This window comes from Pseudomonas sp. QC2 (assembly GCF_002859085.1).
In the GTDB taxonomy this organism is placed as follows: Bacteria; Pseudomonadota; Gammaproteobacteria; order Pseudomonadales; family Pseudomonadaceae; genus Aquipseudomonas; species Aquipseudomonas petroselini.
On the sequence record NZ_PKKS01000010.1, the window covers coordinates 43,132 to 60,290 of the forward strand.

Here is a 17,159-nt window from a genome sequence, read left to right on the forward strand (position 1 = left end):
ATACTCCTTCCCTCAAACCCTTCAGGAAGAGCCTTCCGATGACCGCTACTGTTCTGGTCCTGGTTGAAACCATCAACGAATACCTGCCCATCATCGAGAGCAATGACTTTCACGTGATCCTCGCGCCCACACCCGCCGAGCGCACCGCGGCCATCAAGGCCCACGGCAGCCAGATCAAGGCGGTGCTCACCCGCGGCCCACTGGGCTTGTACGCCGAGGAAATCGCCGCGCTGCCCCTGCTGGAAATCATTTGCGTGATTGGCGCCGGCTACGAACACGTGGACCTGCAGGCCGCCAGCAACCGCGGGATCGTGGTCACGAACGGCGCCGGCGTGAATGCGCCGTCGGTGGCCGATCACGCCATGGCGCTGCTGCTGTCGCTGGTACGCGGCATCCCGCAGACCGACGCCGCCGTGCGCCGCCATGAATGGCCGAAAGTGATGCGCCCGTCACTGGGCGGCAAGCAGTTGGGCATTCTCGGACTCGGTGCGGTGGGCCTGGAGATCGCCAAGCGTGCGTCCCTGGGCTTCGGCATGGAGGTGAGTTACCACAACCGCCAGCCACGCGATGATGTGGACTACACCTACTGTGCGACGGCGGTGGAGCTGGCGCGCACCTCGGACTTCCTGATCCTGGCCACGCCCGGCGGCGCCAGCACCCGTCACCTGATCGATCGGCACGCCCTGGATGCCCTGGGCCCGAATGGCTATCTTGTCAACATCGGCCGTGGCAGCGTGGTGGTCACCGCCGACCTGGTCGCCGCCCTGGAACAGCGCCGCATCGGTGGCGCCGCGCTGGATGTGTTCGACGATGAGCCCAAGGTCCCCGACGCGCTCAAGAAACTCGGCAATACTGTGCTCACCTCCCACGTCGCCGGCCTGTCGCCGGAAGCCGCCCATGACACCGTGCAACGGGTGGCCGATAACCTGGTAGAGCACTTCGCCGGGCGCCCGGTACTCACCCCGGTCGCCCTGCCCCCGCCCACTAAATGACCGATCAGGCACGCTGATCATCATCCAACACGCTAACCTATTAAGCCGCCCCGACCTTGTCGCTGGGCGGTGGTGCGCATTAGATTAGGAAATAGTCCGAGGCCTTTAGAATAAGCAGAAGGGATAAGCATGGCGCTGAACGACCAATCGACCCAGATTCGCCCAGGTGAAGAACTTGATGCCAGCCTGATCGATCCCTACCTCAAGGCCCATATCCCGGGCCTGAGCGGCACGCCCACGATCAGCCAGTTTCCCGGCGGCGCGTCCAACCTGACCTACCTGCTGGAATACCCGAGCCAGGAATTCGTGCTGCGCCGCCCGCCCTTTGGCCACAAGGCCAAGTCGGCCCACGACATGGGCCGCGAATACCGCATTCTCAACCAGCTCAAAGACGGCTTCCCCTATTGCCCCAAGGCCTACGTGCATTGCACCGACGAGTCGGTGATCGGTGCCGAGTTCTATGTGATGGAGCGGGTCAACGGCATCATCCTGCGCTCCGACCTGCCAGCCGAGCTGGGCCTGGACGCCGTCAAGACCGAGGCGCTGTGCAAAAGCTTCATCGATAAGTTCGTCGAACTGCACCAGGTGGACTACAGCGCCTGCGGCCTGGCCGACCTGGGTAAACCCGAGGGCTATGTGGCACGCCAGATCCGTGGCTGGAGCGATCGCTACGAAAAAGCCCTGACCCCCGACGCGCCACACTGGGAAGCCGTGCGCGCCTGGCTCAACGACAAGATGCCAGCCGATCACCCGACGTCGAGCATTGTGCACAACGACTACCGCTTCGATAACGTGATCCTCGACCCGCACAACCCAATGCAGATCATTGGCGTGCTGGACTGGGAGCTGACCACCCTCGGCGACCCGCTGATGGACCTGGGCAACACCCTCGCCTACTGGATCGAAGCGGCGGACCCCGCGCCGGTGCAGTTGATGCGCCGCCAGCCGAGCAACGCGCCCGGCATGCTCACTCGCCGTGAGTTCGTCGACTATTACGCCGAGCGCTCCGGCATCCAGATCGACAATTTCGACTTCTACTACACCTACGGCCTGTTCCGCCTGGCCGGCATCGTGCAGCAGATCTACTACCGCTTCTTCCATGGCCAGACCCAGGACAAACGCTTTGCGCAGTTCATTCAGATGAACAAACTGCTGGAGCAAATGAGCCTGAACGTCATCAGCAAATCCACGCTCTGATCGCCGACCACAAGGAACCCCCATGTCCAAGACCCACCTGTTCGACCTCGACGGCAAGATTGCTTTTGTCTCCGGCGCCAGCCGCGGCATCGGCGAAGCCATCGCCAAGTTGCTGGCCCAGCAAGGCGCCCATGTGATCGTTTCCAGCCGCAAACTGGAAGGCTGCCAACATGTGGCCGATGCGATCATCGCCGACGGCGGCAAGGCCACGGCCGTGGCCTGTCATATCGGCGAAATGGAGCAAATCACCCAAGTATTCGCCGGTATCCGTGAGCAGTTCGGCCGCCTGGATATCCTGGTCAACAACGCCGCGACCAACCCGCAGTTCTGCAATGTGCTGGACACTGATCTCGGTGCGTTCCAGAAGACCGTTGACGTGAACATCCGTGGCTACTTCTTCATGTCGGTGGAAGCCGGCAAGCTGATGCGTGAAAACGGTGGCGGCAGCATCATCAACGTCGCCTCGATCAACGGGATTTCGCCGGGGGTGTTCCAAGGCATTTACTCGGTGACCAAGGCCGCCGTGATCAACATGACCAAGGTGTTCGCCAAGGAATGCGCCGCGTTCGGCATTCGTTGCAACGCCCTGCTGCCTGGCCTGACCGACACCAAGTTCGCCTCGGCGCTGGTGAAGAACGACGCGATCCTGAAAATGGCCCTGGCGCAGATCCCTCTCAAGCGCGTGGCAGACCCGAGCGAGATGGCCGGCGCGGTGCTGTTCCTGGCCAGTGACGCGTCCAGCTACACCACGGGTGTGTCGCTGAATGTGGACGGCGGTTTCCTGTCCTGATCAAGCATTCGGCGGTTGCTGCCGAAAGCTCACCGCCAGGCGGTTCCAGCCACTGATGCTGGACACCGCCATGGTCAGGTCGACCAGTTCCTGCTCGCTGAACTCCAGCCGCACGGCGGCGAACAGTTCATCCGACACCGTTGAGGTCGGCAGCGTCGCCACCGACTCGCTCCAGGCCAATGCGGCCTTTTCCCGCGCCGTGAAAAACGGCGAATCACGCCACACGCACAACGCGAACAAGCGCCGCTCGGTTTCGCCGCGCTGACGTGCCGCCATCGAGTGCATGTCCGTGCAGAAACCACAGTGGTTGAGCTGCGAGACGCGAATCTTGATCAGCTCCAGCAAGGGGGCGTCGATGGACAGACCAAACGTCGTCGCCTCCAGCATCAACATGCCCTTGAGCGCTTGCGGCGAGGCGGTGTAGTAATCCAGGCGGGGTTCCATGGGGCGGTTCTCTGGCGGCGAATGCAATCACAGTCCAGCCTAGGGGTCATGCGGCACAAGCCCTATAGCCAATCAGGCGGTTTATGCAGAGACCATTTTGAGCCTGTTACGCAGGCGCGTAATCTGGGCGCAGATTGAATGCCCCGGGATACCCCATGGAACTGCACGTTGTGATCAATGGCCGCAAGGATCTGGCCGAACAGCTCTACCAACAGCTGCGCGAAGCCATCGGTTCCGGGCGCCTGGCCGCCGGTGCGCAACTGCCGCCCAGCCGCTTGCTCGCCGAGCAACTGGGCGTGTCGCGCAAGACCGTGTCAGACACCTACGCCACCCTCACCTACGAAGGCCTGCTGGTCGGCAAGACCGGCCGTGGCACCTTCGTCAACGCCCGCGCCCCCCAGTCCGAACGCCTGCAAGCCTCCACCGACCTGGCCTGCGCCGCCCGCCTGGCGAAGTGGCAATCGCTGCCCTCGCCCATGCGCCACCCCACCCGCGACAGCACGCTGCGCTATGAATTTATCGGCGGGGCCACCAGCCGCAACCAGTTCCCCCAGGATGAATGGCGGCGCTGTACCCAGGACGCGCTGCGACGCATTGCACAAAACAGCGGGTTCTACAGCCAACCCGAAGGCCTGCCCGCACTGCGCAGCGCAATCGCCGGGCATATCGCGTTCTCACGCGGGGTCAACTGCCGCGACAGCGACATCATCGTCACCAACGGCGCACAGCAGGCGCTGGACCTGATCGCCCGCGTGGTGCTGGAGCCGGGCAGCAGGGTCGCCATGGAAGACCCCGGCTACAGCCCTGCGCGCCAGTTGTTCGTGGCGATGGGGGCGAATGTCGCCAGTGTGCCGGTGGATGCCGAGGGCATCCAGGTCGACCGGATACCCGATGGCACACGACTGATCTACGTGACGCCCTCCCACCAGTTCCCCCTCGGCATGCCGATGAGCATGCCACGCCGCGAAGCCCTGCTGGCAAGGGCCTTCGAGTTGGGCGCGATCATCATCGAGGACGACTACGACAGCGAATTCCGCTACGAAGGCCGGCCCACCGACTCCCTGCAAAGCATGGACACCCACGGTGTGGTGACCTATGTCGGCACCTTCTCGAAAACCCTGCTGCCCGAATTGCGCCTGGGCTACGCGGTGCTGCCACCGGCGATTTACGGCGCGGTGCTCAAGGCCAAGCAACTCACCGACCAGCACAGCTCGACGCTGCCGCAATGGGCCCTGGCCAAATTCATCAGCGAGGGCTACCTGCTCAAACATATCCGCCGCTGCCATACGGTCTATGCCGGGCGCCGTGAACGCATCCTGCAGCGCCTCGCGGGGGATTTGTCGCCGTGGTTCGAAGCAGTGCCTACCGTGGCCGGGTTCCACATGGCCGCGTTGTGCAAGGTGCCGGTGAATATCCCGCTGCTGATGGAACTGGCGCGCCGGGTGGAAGTGGGTGTGTACCCGCTGGAAGTATTCTTCCACGATGCGCCCGTACGTCCCGGCCTGATCATTGGCTTCGGCGCCATCGAAACCCTCGATATCGACCCGGCGCTGGACAAAGTCCGCGATATTCTCCAGCAGATTGGCTAGCGGATTTTCCGCCGGATTGGTCCTTGGTCCTGTCGCAACGAGGCCCTAGCCTGTGCACTGACACCTGACCTCGGAGACCATCGCCATGCCAGCCTGTGCCTGCAACACTGTCTATGTCCGCGCGGCGGCCGGGCGCTCAAGGGAATTGGGCGAGCGCCTGCAGCAGATAGCCAACGCCGTGCGCACCGCTCCCGGCTGCCTGGACTACGCCGTTCAGCGCGACCCGCAGGACCTCGACCTATGGACCGTCAGCGGCCGTTGGACCTGTGCCGACCAGTTGGTTGCACACTTCCGATTGCCGGCCCTGCAAGGGTTTATCGAACTGACCGGCGAGCACCTGGCGTGGCGCCTGGATTTCGACCATTGAGGCATTGGTCTCCTGGTCTTCGCCGGGATTGGTCATTGGTCACCCAGGCATCGCGGCGTAGGGTGAAGCGGTCTCGAACGATTCGGAAACTTCGCCATGAAACGACTGCTCGCTACCTCGCTGATGCTCGCCTCGCTCAGCGCCTTTGCCCACGAACCGGTGTACAACCAAGAGTCGATCAACGTGCTCCAAGAGCACGCCTTGCCCCATGTGCCCGGCAAGAAAACCATCATGCTCACCGTCGATTACGCCCCCGGCCAGGCCACCGTGCCCCACAGCCACACCGGCACCGCCGTGGCCTACGTACTCGAAGGCGCGATCACCTCGCGGGTGAATGACGAGAAGGCGAAAACCTACAAGGTCGGTGAATCGTTCTACGAACCGGCAGGTTCGCGGCACTTCGAATCGAGCAATGCCAGCCAGACCCAACCGGCCAAGTTGCTGGTGGTGATGGTGCTGGATGACAAGGCGGAAGTGCTTACCCCCCTACCAAAATAATGTATCTACACAACGCTGCAGCAACCACGCTAACCACGATGCGAAGCGAGCCGCTCTTGATCTTGATCTTGATCTTGATCGTGCTTTTGATCTCAGGCGCCCCGTCAACCACGCTGGCCGGAATTCGATATTGATTTGGGGGGTAAACCGGCAGGGATGCCGGTTTAGCCGCCCCGCGCCATGGATGGCGCGTGGCGGCGGCCCCCCAAATCAATGTCGGATTACGGGCACACCGAGCCTGGGCGAGGTGCCGAGTGGTGGGGCAAGAGCCCTTTGCTTACTTTGGGGCTTTTCCAAAGTGAGCCGCTGTAAAAGCGGAACCCATAGCAGCCGTAACCTAAATAATGGATATGTACTCGGTCTGATCCCACACCCAGGTCGGCTGACCCGCCGCTATCGCCGGCAGGCCAGCCCCAGGTTTCATCGCATAGGGCCAGTGAATCAGGGCCGTTCAAACTGGCGGCGCAGGTCTTCGATCCGTGACCGACAAGCGCACCCTTCCAGATGATCATTGACCATCCCCATCGCCTGCATCAACGCATACATCGTGGTCGGCCCCACAAACGTCCAACCCCGTTTCTTCAACGCTTTGGACAAACGCACCGAAGCCGGCGACGTGGGATTCCCCGTCCAATACGCCATGTCCACCACCGCCGGACGCTCTTCCTCACCAGGCTCGAACGCCCACAGCCAGCGCGACAGCGAACCGGTTTCATCCACCAACTCACACGCCCGGCGCGCATTGTTGATCGTGGAGAGGATCTTGGCCCGATTGCGCACGATGCCTGGGTCCTGCATCAGCCGCTCGATATCCGCGTCGCCATACTGCGCCACCCGGCGAAAATCAAACCCTTCGAACGCCACGCGGAACTGCTCGCGCTTGCGCAAAATGGTGATCCAGGCCATGCCGGCCTGGAAGCCTTCCAGGCAGATCTTCTCGTACAACTGGATATCATCCGCCACCGGCACGCCCCACTCCGCGTCGTGATAACGCGGGTATTCCGGCGCGGCCGTGCGCCAGGTGCAGTGGGCCTGCCCGGTTTCATCAAGGGTCAGTCCTGGTGTGTCCATCCATCACCTCCTGTGCCGAGCGACGGATGATAAGCGAAAAAAATTCCACGTCGCCAACCGCTCAAGCATCGCCTTCGGCGACCAACTGGTCAGACCGGGAACCGTCAACCGATGAATAATGACTTGTTATTTCAAAAATACCTGGCCTAGACTGGCGACGCACTGGACTTACCGGTATGACCACAACAATTAAGCCCTGGAACCACCAGGGCACCGAATAGAGATCCCTCCCATGCTCAGATGGTGCTCGCGTTCGATTTTCCTGCAAGTCGTGATTGGCCTGATGCTAGGCGTAGTCTGCGGCCTGGCCCTTCCCGAATTTTCCTCGCAACTCAAACCCTTGGGTGACGGCTTTATCAAGCTGATCAAAATGCTGATCGGCTTGATCGTATTCTGCGTGGTGGTCAGCGGCATTTCCGGTGCCGGCGACTTGAAGAAAGTCGGCCGCATCGGCCTCAAGTCGGTGATCTACTTTGAAGTATTGACCACCGTCGCGCTGGTGATCGGCCTGGTCATGGCCTTCAGCACCGGTATCGGCACCGGCGCCAATATCCATTTGGAGCAGCTGTCGTCCGCTGGCCTCAATGAACTGGCCGACAAGGGCCAGCATATCCGCGGCACCAGCCAATTCCTGATGGACCTGATCCCCAACTCAGTGATCGGCGCCTTTGCCGACAACAACGTGCTGCAAGTGCTGCTGTTTTCAGTGCTGTTCGGCAGTGCGTTGAACCTCGTGGGCGAAGCGGCCTCAGGCATCTCGCGGCTGATCAATGAGCTGAGCCATGTGATCTTCCGCATCATGGGCATGATCGTGCGCCTGGCGCCCATCGGTGTGTTTGGTGCGATCGCCTTCACCACCAGCACCTACGGGCTGGACTCCCTGCAACACCTGGGCAGCCTGGTGGGCCTGTTCTACCTGACGTGCTTTGCCTTCGTCGGGCTGATCCTTGGCCTGGTGATGCGCCTGTCCGGCCTGCGCATGTTGCCGCTGCTCAAATACCTGCGTGAAGAACTGCTGATCGTGATGGGCACCGCCTCCTCCGACGCCGTGCTGCCACAGATCATGCGCAAGCTTGAGCACCTGGGTATCGGCAGCTCCACCGTGGGCCTGGTGATTCCGACGGGCTATTCGTTCAACCTCGACGGTTTCTCGATCTACCTGACCCTGGCCATCGTCTTCATCGCCAACGCTACCGGCACGCCGCTGTCGATGACCGATCTGATGACGATCCTGCTGGTGTCGCTGATCACGTCCAAGGGCGCCCACGGAATCCCCGGTTCAGCGCTGGTGATTCTGGCAGCGACCCTCACCGCCATCCCGGCGATTCCGGTGGTGGGCCTGGTGCTGGTACTGGCGGTGGATTGGTTCATGGGCATCGGTCGCGCATTGACCAACCTGATCGGCAACTGCGTGGCGACCGTGGCCATTGCGCGCTGGGAGAAAGACATCGATATCCAGCGTGCCAACAAGGTGCTGGACGGCCAGCAAGGTTATGCCTTCCAGGCCAAGAAGCCGGTGTTGCCGGCGCATCAGGAATTCTAATGAGCACCGCCGGCTAAAGGTGGGAGGGGGCTTGCTCCCGATAGCCGTGAATCAGCCTGCACACCCGGCGACTGACACACCGCCATCGCCGGCAAGCCAGCTCCCACAGTAGATCTTCGTTGGATTCACCACCGTATGTGCAACATCAAGGAGCCATCGACGTGATCAGCACCTCAACCGTCGTCAATTCAGTGGTAGAAAAACTCCGTGCCGCCTTGGCGCGTGGCCAGTGGCGCCGTGGGGAAATGCTGCCCGGCCAGCGTGAACTGGCCGAACAAATGGGTATCAGCCGCCCCAGCCTGCGCGAAGCGGTGATCGTGCTGGAGACCCTCGGCCTGGTGCGCTCCATGCCGGGCAAAGGCGTGGTGGTGTTGGAAACCAGTATCAGCGAACCGCAATCCAGCGATGCGGTGGCCGACGCCAGCCTGGAAGACATCCTGCAACTGCGCTACACCCTCGAACCGTTCATTGTCGGCCTGGTGGCCCAGTCCATCAGCAGCAAGGAGGTCGGCCAACTGCGCCTGACCCTGATGGACATGCGCGAAGCCCTCGACGCCGGCGACGCCGAAGCCGGGATGAACGCCTACATCGGCTTCCACGAAGAGCTGTTCGCCCTCACCTCCAATCCGATTTTCCAGAACGTGGTGCAACAAACCAGCAATGCCCTCAAGCAAAGCGCCCAGGTGCTGCGCAACTCCCCCGAGCACCTGGCTGAGCGCCTGCAGGAGAATGAAGCGGTGGTGCGTGCCATCCGCAATAAGAACAGCGCCTTGGCCAGTGCCGAGATGCGTCGGCATATCCTCCAGGAAGGCCTGCGCATGGGTATTCGCCTGAACATCCCGGATGACCATCTGGGCAGTTGATTTTTTGGAGACAGGCCATGACCGCCCACGCCCTGCAATACGACCCTATCCTCCCTGCCCTGCGCCTGGTCGCCGGTAAAAAACCGTCGGTGGACGACATCTACCCCCGGCTGTTCGACGCCATCCTCGAGCAACGCATTGTCCCGTCCAGCCGCTTTACCGAAGAAGGCCTGGGCGAGACCTTCGGTGTGAGCCGCAGCGTGATTCGCCGCGTGTTGGCCAAGCTCTCCCTGCAGCGCGTGATCATCCTGCGTCCCAACCAACGGGCCGAGGTCGCGGTACCGGACAGACAACAAGCGCAGCAGATCCTGGAAGCCCGGCGGTTGACAGAAATGACCGTGGTGCAACTGGCCTGCGCCAACGCCACCCCGGAACACCTGCGCCAATTGCGCGAACTCATCCTGCGGGAACAGGAAAGCCTTGCACGCGACCAACACGCGGCAGCTATTCGCCTGTCCGGCGAGTTTCATCTGCGGTTGGCGGTCATCGCAGGCAACAAGCCCTTGGAGCAGTTCCTCAACAGCCTGGTGCCGTTAACCTCATTGATGATTGCGCACTGTGAGACGCAGTCGCGCAACGGGTGTGCATGGCAAGAACACCTGGCCATTGTCGACGCTCTGGCGTGCAATGACATTGCTCACGCGCAGGCGCTGATGGCCCGGCATTTGAAGCACCTGGAGCATCACTTGGCACATCACTTGCGGCATTGATCCGGTCGGCCATGACGGATGATAGATATGTAGCGACAGTGAGGAACTGCGTTTCCATAACCTGAATTCGCACAATTTCAGTGCTTATTACAGGTATAGATCATGTCCGCCGAATCAACTGTCAGGTCCGCACTGTTCAATGTGCTGTCCCAACTGAATGCTCAAAAAGAGACCTTGTCACTCCCGATGACAACAGCCCTGGATGAGCTGAACCAAAGTGCGGCGCGGGCCGGAATGAAAATGTTCTGGCTAAATAACACCGAAGAGGCCGAGCATTTTCTGACCATAGCCTCGGCCGCCCAGTTTCCTGAGTGTCAGTTCAGCATGGCCACGTGTAACGTTTACCGAGACGGCATCTGGCACAGCGAGCACGGAAAACTGTCTTCTTACGCCAGTGAAGAAACCAAGAAATGGCTGAAACTCGCCGCAGCGCAGAACTACATTCCGGCACTTATACAGTTGGGGGATACCGAGTCGCTGGAAACAGCCAAGACACTGGTGAGCACGTTCCCGGCGTATAAAGAGCCCGAAGGTTTGTACTACCAGTACCTCATCACCGATGACGTCAGCTGGCTGGAAAAATCCGCCGCCGCCGGCTTCAGCCTGGCCCAGTTCAAACTCGCCGAACAGTATCAACGCCACCCGAAATTGATTGCTAACGACGCACTGCGCCTGGCGCGAATCGAAGAGCTGTATCAAGAATCTGCCGACGCAGGCCTGCCATTGGCGCTGTACGCACGGGTCTTCTTCGGGGACTCCACCGCCAGCATGGCGGAAAAGCGCACTCGCCTTGCCCGGTTGGCCGACTTGGGCCACGTGGAGGCGATGATGGAATATGGGCATGCCCTCGCTAACATGCCATTGCGCGAGCGTCCCGCACCGGAGGAGGACGGTAGCGAACCGCCTTTTACAAACCCATACGGGTTGGAAAAAAACCTCCCCCTCGCCTACGCCCTGTTGAAGCACGTCCAAAAAAGCATGCCGGCCCCTATCCCACCAAGGCTTCCAGCGGACATCCATAAGATCGAAATGCGCATGAGCCTGGAAGATCACGAACAGGCAAAACTGGCGTTGGCCGCCGTTGAAAGCAACACGCCACAGCTGTTCGTTCGCCTGGAGGAGTTGATCATTCCGGGCACCGCGAAATAGCGATCCCCTGCCGTATTGACCGATTGATCTTGCGCCCAATAAAAATCCCCGAACCTTTCGATTCGGGGATGTTTTCAAGCGCTAACGTTCAGTCACATTGTTACAGCACCGACTGACCGCTCAACGCCAGGTCCAGCAGCTCACGGTTGGCCACCGCATACATGGCGTAGTCCGTGCCGACCGCAGCACGGATCTCCACCATCATCGCGACCCAACGATCGGCCATGTCCTTGTGCTGCTCAAGCCACAGGGCCACGCGGGCTTCCATGTCTTCTGGCGCGTCGGCCATTTGCAGGACGGAGATGGTAATCGCGCGTTGCTGCCAGTCCACATCATCGCGGAACGCTTCGCGGGCCTGGGCCTGCCAGTTGTTGGCCACCGGCAGATCGCTGATCTGCTGCAGGTACCACGGCAGGTCCAGGGCGCTGCCGACGGCGAAGTAGGCCTTGGCCACTTCGGCGGCGTCGTGCCCGGTGACGTCGGCGGCTTCGATGATCGGCAGCAAGGTGTACAGGTGGGTAGTGCCTGCAACCATGCGCGCCAACAGCTCAGGCACGCCCGCTTCGGTGTAGGCCTGGTAGCGGTTCTGCCAACCTTCGCGGGTCGGGCCTTCCAGCAGTTCGTCGAGCTTGAGGCCCAACGCGGCCAGGTGCGGACCGAAGTGCGCGGTGTCACGGCCAGCGTCCTGCTCGTTGCGACGGCTGCGCAGGAACCAGCGCGTAGCGCGGCGGCCCAGGCGCATCAGTTCGTCCATCAACTGCAATTGCACGTCAGCGGAGACCTGATGGTCCAGCGCTTCGATCTGACGGAACCAGTGCGGGAGATGGAAGATGTCACGCACGATCACATAAGCGCCCGCCACGTTCGCCGGGCTCATGCCGGTCGACTCTTTGAGTCGTTGAACGAAGGTGATGCCCATGTGGTTGACCAGGTCGTTGGCGATCTGGGTGCTGACGATCTCGCGCTTGAGGCGGTGACGACGCATGGCCTCGGAGAACTTGGCCACCAGGCTCGGTGGGAACGCGGTCTCCATGTCACGGGTCAGGTACTCGTCATCCGGCACCAGCGACTTGAGCAGCGCTTCCTTGAGGTCGATCTTGCTGTACGAGATCAGCACCGACAGCTCCGGACGGGTCAGGCCCTTGCCGTTCGCGGCGCGCTCCACAAGCTGCTCCTCGGTCGGCAGGTACTCGATGGCGCGGTCCAGCTTGCCACGACCTTCCAGGTCGCTCATCAGGCGCTTGTACTCGGCGGCACGCTCGTAGGCACGGCGCGCAGCCAGGGACAGGGCCTGGGTCTGCTTGTAGTTGTTGCCCAACACCAGGTGGCCGACTTCGTCGGTCATGCTCGCCAGCAACTGGTTGCGCTGCTTGTCGGTCATGTCACCGGCCTGCACCACTTCGTTGAGCAGGATCTTGATGTTCACTTCGTGGTCGGAGCAGTCCACGCCACCGGCATTGTCGATGAAGTCGGTGTTGGAACCGCCGCCATTGAGGCCGAACTCCACACGACCCAGCTGGGTCATGCCCAGGTTACCGCCCTCGCCCACCACCTTGCAGCGCAGCTCGTTACCGTTCACGCGCAGCGCATCGTTGGCCTTGTCGCCGACATCGGCGTGGCTTTCGGTGCTGGCCTTGACGTAGGTACCGATACCGCCGTTCCACAACAGGTCCACCGGAGCCTTGAGCAAGGCGTTCAGCAGTTCGGTCGGGGTCAGCTTGTCGGCCGAGATGTCGAAGCGTTCTTTCATCTGTGGCGAGATGGCAATGCTCTTCGCGCTGCGCGAGAAGATACCGCCGCCTTCGGACATGATGCTGGTGTCGTAGTCGGTCCAGGCCGAACGCGGCAGCTCGAACATGCGCTGACGCTCGACGAAGCTGGTCGCCGGGTTCGGGTTTGGATCGATGAAGATATGCAAGTGGTTGAAGGCCGCGACCAGTTGCAGCTTGTCGGACATCAACAGGCCGTTACCGAACACGTCGCCGGCCATGTCGCCGACGCCCACGACCGTGATGCTGTCTTCCTGCACATTGATGCCGCGCTCACGGAAGTGACGCTGCACACCGACCCACGCGCCTTTGGCGGTGATGCCCATTTTCTTGTGGTCGTAACCGGCGGAACCACCGGAAGCGAACGCATCACCCAGCCAGAAGCCGTAGTCAATGGCGATACCGTTGGCGATGTCGGAAAAGGTTGCCGTGCCTTTGTCCGCTGCCACGACCAGGTACGGGTCATCGCCGTCATGACGCACGACGTTGGCCGGCGGCACCAGGGCGCCGTCCTTCAGGTTGTCGGTGATGTCCAACAGCCCGGAAATGAAGATGCGGTAGCAGGCGATGCCCTCGGCCGCGATCTCGTCCCGGCTGCCGCCCAATGGCAGGCGACGCGGCAGGAAGCCGCCCTTCGCGCCCACAGGCACGATCACCGAGTTCTTCACTTGCTGGGCTTTCACCAGGCCAAGCACTTCGGTGCGGAAGTCTTCTTCACGGTCGGACCAACGCAGGCCGCCGCGCGCGACGTTGCCAAAGCGCAGGTGCACGCCTTCGACACGTGGCGAGTACACGAAGATTTCAAACTTCGGCACTGGCTTAGGCAGCTCAGGAATCGCGTGCGGGTTGAACTTGAAGCTGAAGTACGACTTGTTCTGGCCGTTGGCGTCGGTTTGGTAGAAGTTGGTGCGCAGGGTGGCCTTGATCAGGTCCAGGTAGCGACGCAGGATGCGGTCTTCGTTGAGCACCTGAACATCGTCCAGGGCGGTGAGGATCGCTTGCTCCAGGCGTTGCTGCTTGTCTTCCAGGTCTTCGGCGGTGAGCTTGCGCGCCAGATAGAAGCGGGTCTTGAACAACCGGGTCAACTCGCGGGCGATGTCGGTGTGGTTGTTCAGGGTGCTGGCGATGTAACCCAGGTCGAAGCCCAGGCGGATCTGCTTCAGGTAACGGGCGTAGGCACGCAGCAGCGCGACGTCGCGCCATGGCAGGCCGGCGGTGAGTACCAGGCGGTTGAACGCATCGTTCTCGGCGTCGCCATGCACGATGTGCACGAACGCGTCTTGCAGGGTGTCGTTAAGCTGCTGGATATCCAGGTTCACGCCTTCGGCGGCAATGAACGCAAAATCATGGATCCAGAACTCACGACCATTGGCGTGACGCAGGCGGTACGGGAATTCGCCCAGCACGCGCAGGCCGAGGTTTTCCAGGATCGGCAACACGTCGGACAGCGCCAGCGGGGTGTCCGCATGGTAGAGCTTGCAATGCAGCTCGCGCTGGCCGGAAACCTGGCCCAGCGGCTGGTAGAAGCTCATGACCAGCGGGTTGGCTTCGGTCAGGCTGAGCAAATGCTGCATGTCGACCACAGCCGAATGCGCGGCAAAACGCTCGCGGTAGCCCGCCGGGAAGCCTTTCGGGAAGTCGGCCAGCACGTTGGTGCCGTGCGCTTCGCCAAAGCTTTCCACGACCAGGTTGGAGTAGTCGTCCTGCCAGCTGCGGCAGGCCTGCACCACTTCTTTTTCCAGTTGCAGCGGGTCGATGTCCAGGCGGTTCTTCGGGTCGACCCGCAGAATCAGCTGCACACGGGCCAGCACGGATTCGGAGAAGAAGGTCCAGAATTCGCAGTCCGAGGCCTTCAGGCGATCCATCAGCACTTGCTGGATCTTCTGGCGCACTTCGGTGGAATAGATGTCGCGCGGCACGTAGGCCAGGCAGTAGCAGAAACGACCGTACGGGTCTTTGCGCAGGAACACGCGGATCTTGTTGCGCTCCTGGATCTGCACGATCGACATCACGGTGCTGAACAGCTCGTCGACCGGGGTCTGGAACAGGTCGTCACGCGGCAGCACTTCCACGACCTGAGCCAGTTCCTTACCCAGGTGAGCCTTGGGTTGGAAGCCGGAACGGCGTTCGATTTCCGCGACCTTGCGACGGATATACGGAATGACCCGCACGCTTTCGCCATACACCGACGAGGTGTACAGGCCCATGAAACGGTGTTCCTTGATGACCTTGCCGTCGGCGCTGATCTCACGGATCGACACGTAGTCCGGATACGCCGGACGGTGTACACGGCTTGGGTGCGCGGCCTTGGCGAACGACAGCACGGTCGGTTCACGCAGGTAGGCCACGGCGTAGTCTTCGATGCGCAGGTCGTCGGCGGTGAGACCGGCGCGCAGCAGCTTGGTCAGACCGAGGAAGGAATCGGCGTCATATTCGATATGACCGCCATCCGCCTCGTCACGTACCACGAATTCTTCATAGCCGAGGAAGGTGAAGTGGTTGCCCACCAGCCATTCCAGGAAGTTCTTGATCTCGGCTTTTTCTTCGCCGTCGATGCTGAACGGGCTGGCGTCGATACCGGCCAGCAGGTCCTGGACCTTGGCTTTCATCGGTTCGAAGTCGGCCACGGCCACGCGCACTTCGCCCAGTACCTGCTCAAGCTCTTTGCTCAGCACGTTCAGTTCGGCGGCATTGGCGCAACGGTCGATTTCCAGGTACATCAGCGATTCTTGCTGGATACCGTCGCCCTGGGTGCCTTTGGGCAGGATTTCCAGCAACTCGCCCTTGGCGCCACGGCGTACGCTGAGCACGGTGGTCTGCAGGGTGTGGATGCTGTAGCCACGGCGGTTCAGCTCGGTACGTACCGAGTCCACTAGGAATGGCAGGTCATGGTGCAGCACTTCGACCGCGGTGTGGGTCGACTGCCAGCCATGACGTTCGTAATCGGGGTTGTAGACCCGCACTTGCGGTTGGGTGTGGTCAAAGCGCTCAAGCAGGCGCCAGGCAGACAGGGTGCAACCGGCCAGGTCGGAAAGGCGACGCTGGGTCAGTTCGTCCAGGGAAATAATGCCGAAGAATTGCTCAGCGAACAGCGCCACTTGTGGCAGTGCCTGTTCACTGATGTGCTGCGCCAGTGCCGCTTGCAGTTGATGCTGGAAGTCGGCCTTGCTGGCTGCGGTGAAGAACGCCATCTGTGGTACTCCGCTTGGGCTTGTTATTGATGGAAGCGTCGCGTGTTATCCCCTTGCGGGGAGACCGTCAGCTCTGTTCGCTGGTAACGATGATAAACACCATAAACGAATCAGGGTGACAGGTGGGTGAAGCTGGACAAGACAGTCAGGTCACATACAACTTCCACTGGAGGTACACCTTGCCAGGCGACGGTACGACGGGCAGGTCAGACTCCCGGCACAGGGCACATCCGTTGCGCAGCTTAACGAGTGTAGGAAGCCCGCTGCTTGCGGTGCTGCGACATATTCGGTCATCGGTAAGCAGGGTTGGGGTTGCGACTTGGGCAACCCGGATTTCAGGGCACTAAAACCAGCTGTTTTCCTGGCCCAGAGTACCGAAAATGACTGGTATTGACTGTCAGGTCATGCACGAGGTATGACACAGGATGCAGCACAAAATTCGCCGCAATGGCACAATTGCCCGCATCACGCCCTACCCCAGACAGGATTCCCCATGCTGCAGCTGAAAACCGACGCCCTCATGGTTACACCGTGCGACGAAGAAGAAGACAACATGGCCATGCTCTGCTGTCACGGTAAAGGCGGCGAGATGTTCATGCTGACCCGCTACCCGGATGAAGACGAAGTGGAGCTGACCTGGGATTACGAGCCGTCGACCCTGGATGGGTTGAAGGTCACGCTCAGTGATACCACCCTGCTGATCGAATTGGCTGCCGGGGATGCCGATGCCCTGGGTGGCAAGGACCAATTGCAGATCACCCACGCCACGGCCGCCTCCGACCTGACCGAGGTGGAGCAAACCCTGCAAAACATCCTCAACGGCACCGGCACTTTCACCCGAATTTAAGCGGCACCCACGATCACATGTGGCAGGGGGCTTGCCCCCGATAGCGGCGGGCCAGTTCCTGCATCTGTGTCTGACCCACTGCTATCGGGGGCAAGCCCCCTCCCACATTGACCGTGTTCCCACACAAATTTCCTACAAG

Annotated in this window: 14 protein-coding genes; 11 read left to right on the plus strand and 3 right to left on the minus strand. The window is 61.2% G+C overall.

Annotated elements, in window-relative coordinates; genetic code table 11:
• Positions 1 to 38 precede the first annotated feature (38 nt).
• From QCBJ_RS09685 to QCBJ_RS09695, 3 genes are all read left to right on the plus strand, one after another.
• Complete coding sequence (locus QCBJ_RS09685) at positions 39 to 992, plus strand: 2-hydroxyacid dehydrogenase (protein ID WP_046034792.1); 954 nt, start codon at positions 39 to 41, stop codon at positions 990 to 992.
• A 129-nt stretch (positions 993 to 1,121) separates the two neighbouring features.
• The gene (locus QCBJ_RS09690) at positions 1,122 to 2,189 is read left to right on the plus strand and encodes a phosphotransferase family protein (RefSeq protein ID WP_012724646.1); all 1,068 of its coding nucleotides are present in this window, start codon (positions 1,122 to 1,124) and stop codon (positions 2,187 to 2,189) included.
• A gap of 22 nt (positions 2,190 to 2,211) precedes the next feature.
• Positions 2,212 to 2,979, plus strand: coding sequence for an SDR family oxidoreductase (locus QCBJ_RS09695; RefSeq protein WP_010210056.1), 768 nt, complete (start codon positions 2,212 to 2,214; stop codon positions 2,977 to 2,979).
• Here QCBJ_RS09695 and QCBJ_RS09700 read toward each other — a convergent pair whose 3' ends face one another.
• Entirely contained in the window at positions 2,980 to 3,423 is a 444-nt protein-coding gene (locus tag QCBJ_RS09700; protein ID WP_012724647.1) for a carboxymuconolactone decarboxylase family protein, read from the minus strand.
• A 155-nt stretch (positions 3,424 to 3,578) separates the two neighbouring features.
• On the opposite strand from QCBJ_RS09700, the gene QCBJ_RS09705 reads away from it, so the two are divergent.
• The 3 genes from QCBJ_RS09705 to QCBJ_RS09715 all read left to right on the plus strand — a co-directional run bounded on the left by QCBJ_RS09705 (position 3,579) and on the right by QCBJ_RS09715 (position 5,877).
• Positions 3,579 to 5,012, plus strand: a complete 1,434-nt coding sequence (locus tag QCBJ_RS09705) for a PLP-dependent aminotransferase family protein (protein ID WP_102060678.1) — start codon at positions 3,579 to 3,581, stop codon at positions 5,010 to 5,012.
• A gap of 85 nt (positions 5,013 to 5,097) precedes the next feature.
• Positions 5,098 to 5,379: a putative quinol monooxygenase gene (locus tag QCBJ_RS09710; RefSeq protein ID WP_102060679.1), complete on the plus strand. Its 282-nt coding sequence runs from the start codon at positions 5,098 to 5,100 to the stop codon at positions 5,377 to 5,379.
• A gap of 96 nt (positions 5,380 to 5,475) precedes the next feature.
• Entirely contained in the window at positions 5,476 to 5,877 is a 402-nt protein-coding gene (locus QCBJ_RS09715) for a cupin domain-containing protein (protein ID WP_012724650.1), read from the plus strand.
• A gap of 441 nt (positions 5,878 to 6,318) precedes the next feature.
• Here QCBJ_RS09715 and QCBJ_RS09720 read toward each other — a convergent pair whose 3' ends face one another.
• Positions 6,319 to 6,948, minus strand: coding sequence for a DNA-3-methyladenine glycosylase I (locus QCBJ_RS09720; RefSeq protein ID WP_102060680.1), 630 nt, complete (start codon positions 6,946 to 6,948; stop codon positions 6,319 to 6,321).
• A gap of 217 nt (positions 6,949 to 7,165) precedes the next feature.
• Here QCBJ_RS09720 and QCBJ_RS09725 point away from each other — a divergent pair, with 217 nt between their 5' ends.
• The 4 genes from QCBJ_RS09725 (at position 7,166) to QCBJ_RS09740 (ending at position 11,213) form a co-directional block, all read left to right on the plus strand.
• Positions 7,166 to 8,491 (plus strand): C4-dicarboxylate transporter DctA, encoded by a 1,326-nt coding sequence (locus QCBJ_RS09725; protein ID WP_173390405.1) that lies wholly within the window; start codon positions 7,166 to 7,168, stop codon positions 8,489 to 8,491.
• A 161-nt stretch (positions 8,492 to 8,652) separates the two neighbouring features.
• Positions 8,653 to 9,354: a FadR/GntR family transcriptional regulator gene (locus tag QCBJ_RS09730; RefSeq protein WP_049713000.1), complete on the plus strand. Its 702-nt coding sequence runs from the start codon at positions 8,653 to 8,655 to the stop codon at positions 9,352 to 9,354.
• A gap of 17 nt (positions 9,355 to 9,371) precedes the next feature.
• Entirely contained in the window at positions 9,372 to 10,064 is a 693-nt protein-coding gene (locus tag QCBJ_RS09735; protein WP_012724654.1) for a GntR family transcriptional regulator, read from the plus strand.
• Between the two features lie 102 nt (positions 10,065 to 10,166).
• A complete protein-coding gene (locus QCBJ_RS09740) occupies positions 10,167 to 11,213 on the plus strand; it encodes a hypothetical protein (protein ID WP_102060681.1) in 1,047 nt (348 codons plus the stop codon).
• Positions 11,214 to 11,313: 100 nt separating this feature from the next.
• Here the strand turns inward: QCBJ_RS09740 and QCBJ_RS09745 are convergent, their stop codons facing one another.
• Entirely contained in the window at positions 11,314 to 16,173 is a 4,860-nt protein-coding gene (locus QCBJ_RS09745) for an NAD-glutamate dehydrogenase (RefSeq protein ID WP_102060682.1), read from the minus strand.
• Positions 16,174 to 16,666: 493 nt separating this feature from the next.
• Here QCBJ_RS09745 and QCBJ_RS09750 point away from each other — a divergent pair, with 493 nt between their 5' ends.
• On the plus strand, positions 16,667 to 17,020 hold the full coding sequence (locus QCBJ_RS09750; RefSeq protein WP_093541808.1) for a hypothetical protein: 354 nt from the start codon (positions 16,667 to 16,669) through the stop codon (positions 17,018 to 17,020).
• Positions 17,021 to 17,159 lie beyond the last annotated feature (139 nt).

What these genes read in the sequence shown, in the direction of transcription:
- QCBJ_RS09685 (WP_046034792.1), top strand. Translation starts at nt 39, where the DNA reads ATGACCGCTACTGTTCTGGTCCTGGTTGAAACCATCAACGAATACCTG.
- QCBJ_RS09690 (WP_012724646.1), top strand. Translation starts at nt 1,122, where the DNA reads ATGGCGCTGAACGACCAATCGACCCAGATTCGCCCAGGTGAAGAACTT.
- QCBJ_RS09695 (WP_010210056.1), top strand. Translation starts at nt 2,212, where the DNA reads ATGTCCAAGACCCACCTGTTCGACCTCGACGGCAAGATTGCTTTTGTC.
- QCBJ_RS09700 (WP_012724647.1), bottom strand. Translation starts at nt 3,423, where the DNA reads ATGGAACCCCGCCTGGATTACTACACCGCCTCGCCGCAAGCGCTCAAG.
- QCBJ_RS09705 (WP_102060678.1), top strand. Translation starts at nt 3,579, where the DNA reads ATGGAACTGCACGTTGTGATCAATGGCCGCAAGGATCTGGCCGAACAG.
- QCBJ_RS09710 (WP_102060679.1), top strand. Translation starts at nt 5,098, where the DNA reads ATGCCAGCCTGTGCCTGCAACACTGTCTATGTCCGCGCGGCGGCCGGG.
- QCBJ_RS09715 (WP_012724650.1), top strand. Translation starts at nt 5,476, where the DNA reads ATGAAACGACTGCTCGCTACCTCGCTGATGCTCGCCTCGCTCAGCGCC.
- QCBJ_RS09720 (WP_102060680.1), bottom strand. Translation starts at nt 6,948, where the DNA reads ATGGACACACCAGGACTGACCCTTGATGAAACCGGGCAGGCCCACTGC.
- QCBJ_RS09735 (WP_012724654.1), top strand. Translation starts at nt 9,372, where the DNA reads ATGACCGCCCACGCCCTGCAATACGACCCTATCCTCCCTGCCCTGCGC.
- QCBJ_RS09740 (WP_102060681.1), top strand. Translation starts at nt 10,167, where the DNA reads ATGTCCGCCGAATCAACTGTCAGGTCCGCACTGTTCAATGTGCTGTCC.
- QCBJ_RS09745 (WP_102060682.1), bottom strand. Translation starts at nt 16,173, where the DNA reads ATGGCGTTCTTCACCGCAGCCAGCAAGGCCGACTTCCAGCATCAACTG.
- QCBJ_RS09750 (WP_093541808.1), top strand. Translation starts at nt 16,667, where the DNA reads ATGCTGCAGCTGAAAACCGACGCCCTCATGGTTACACCGTGCGACGAA.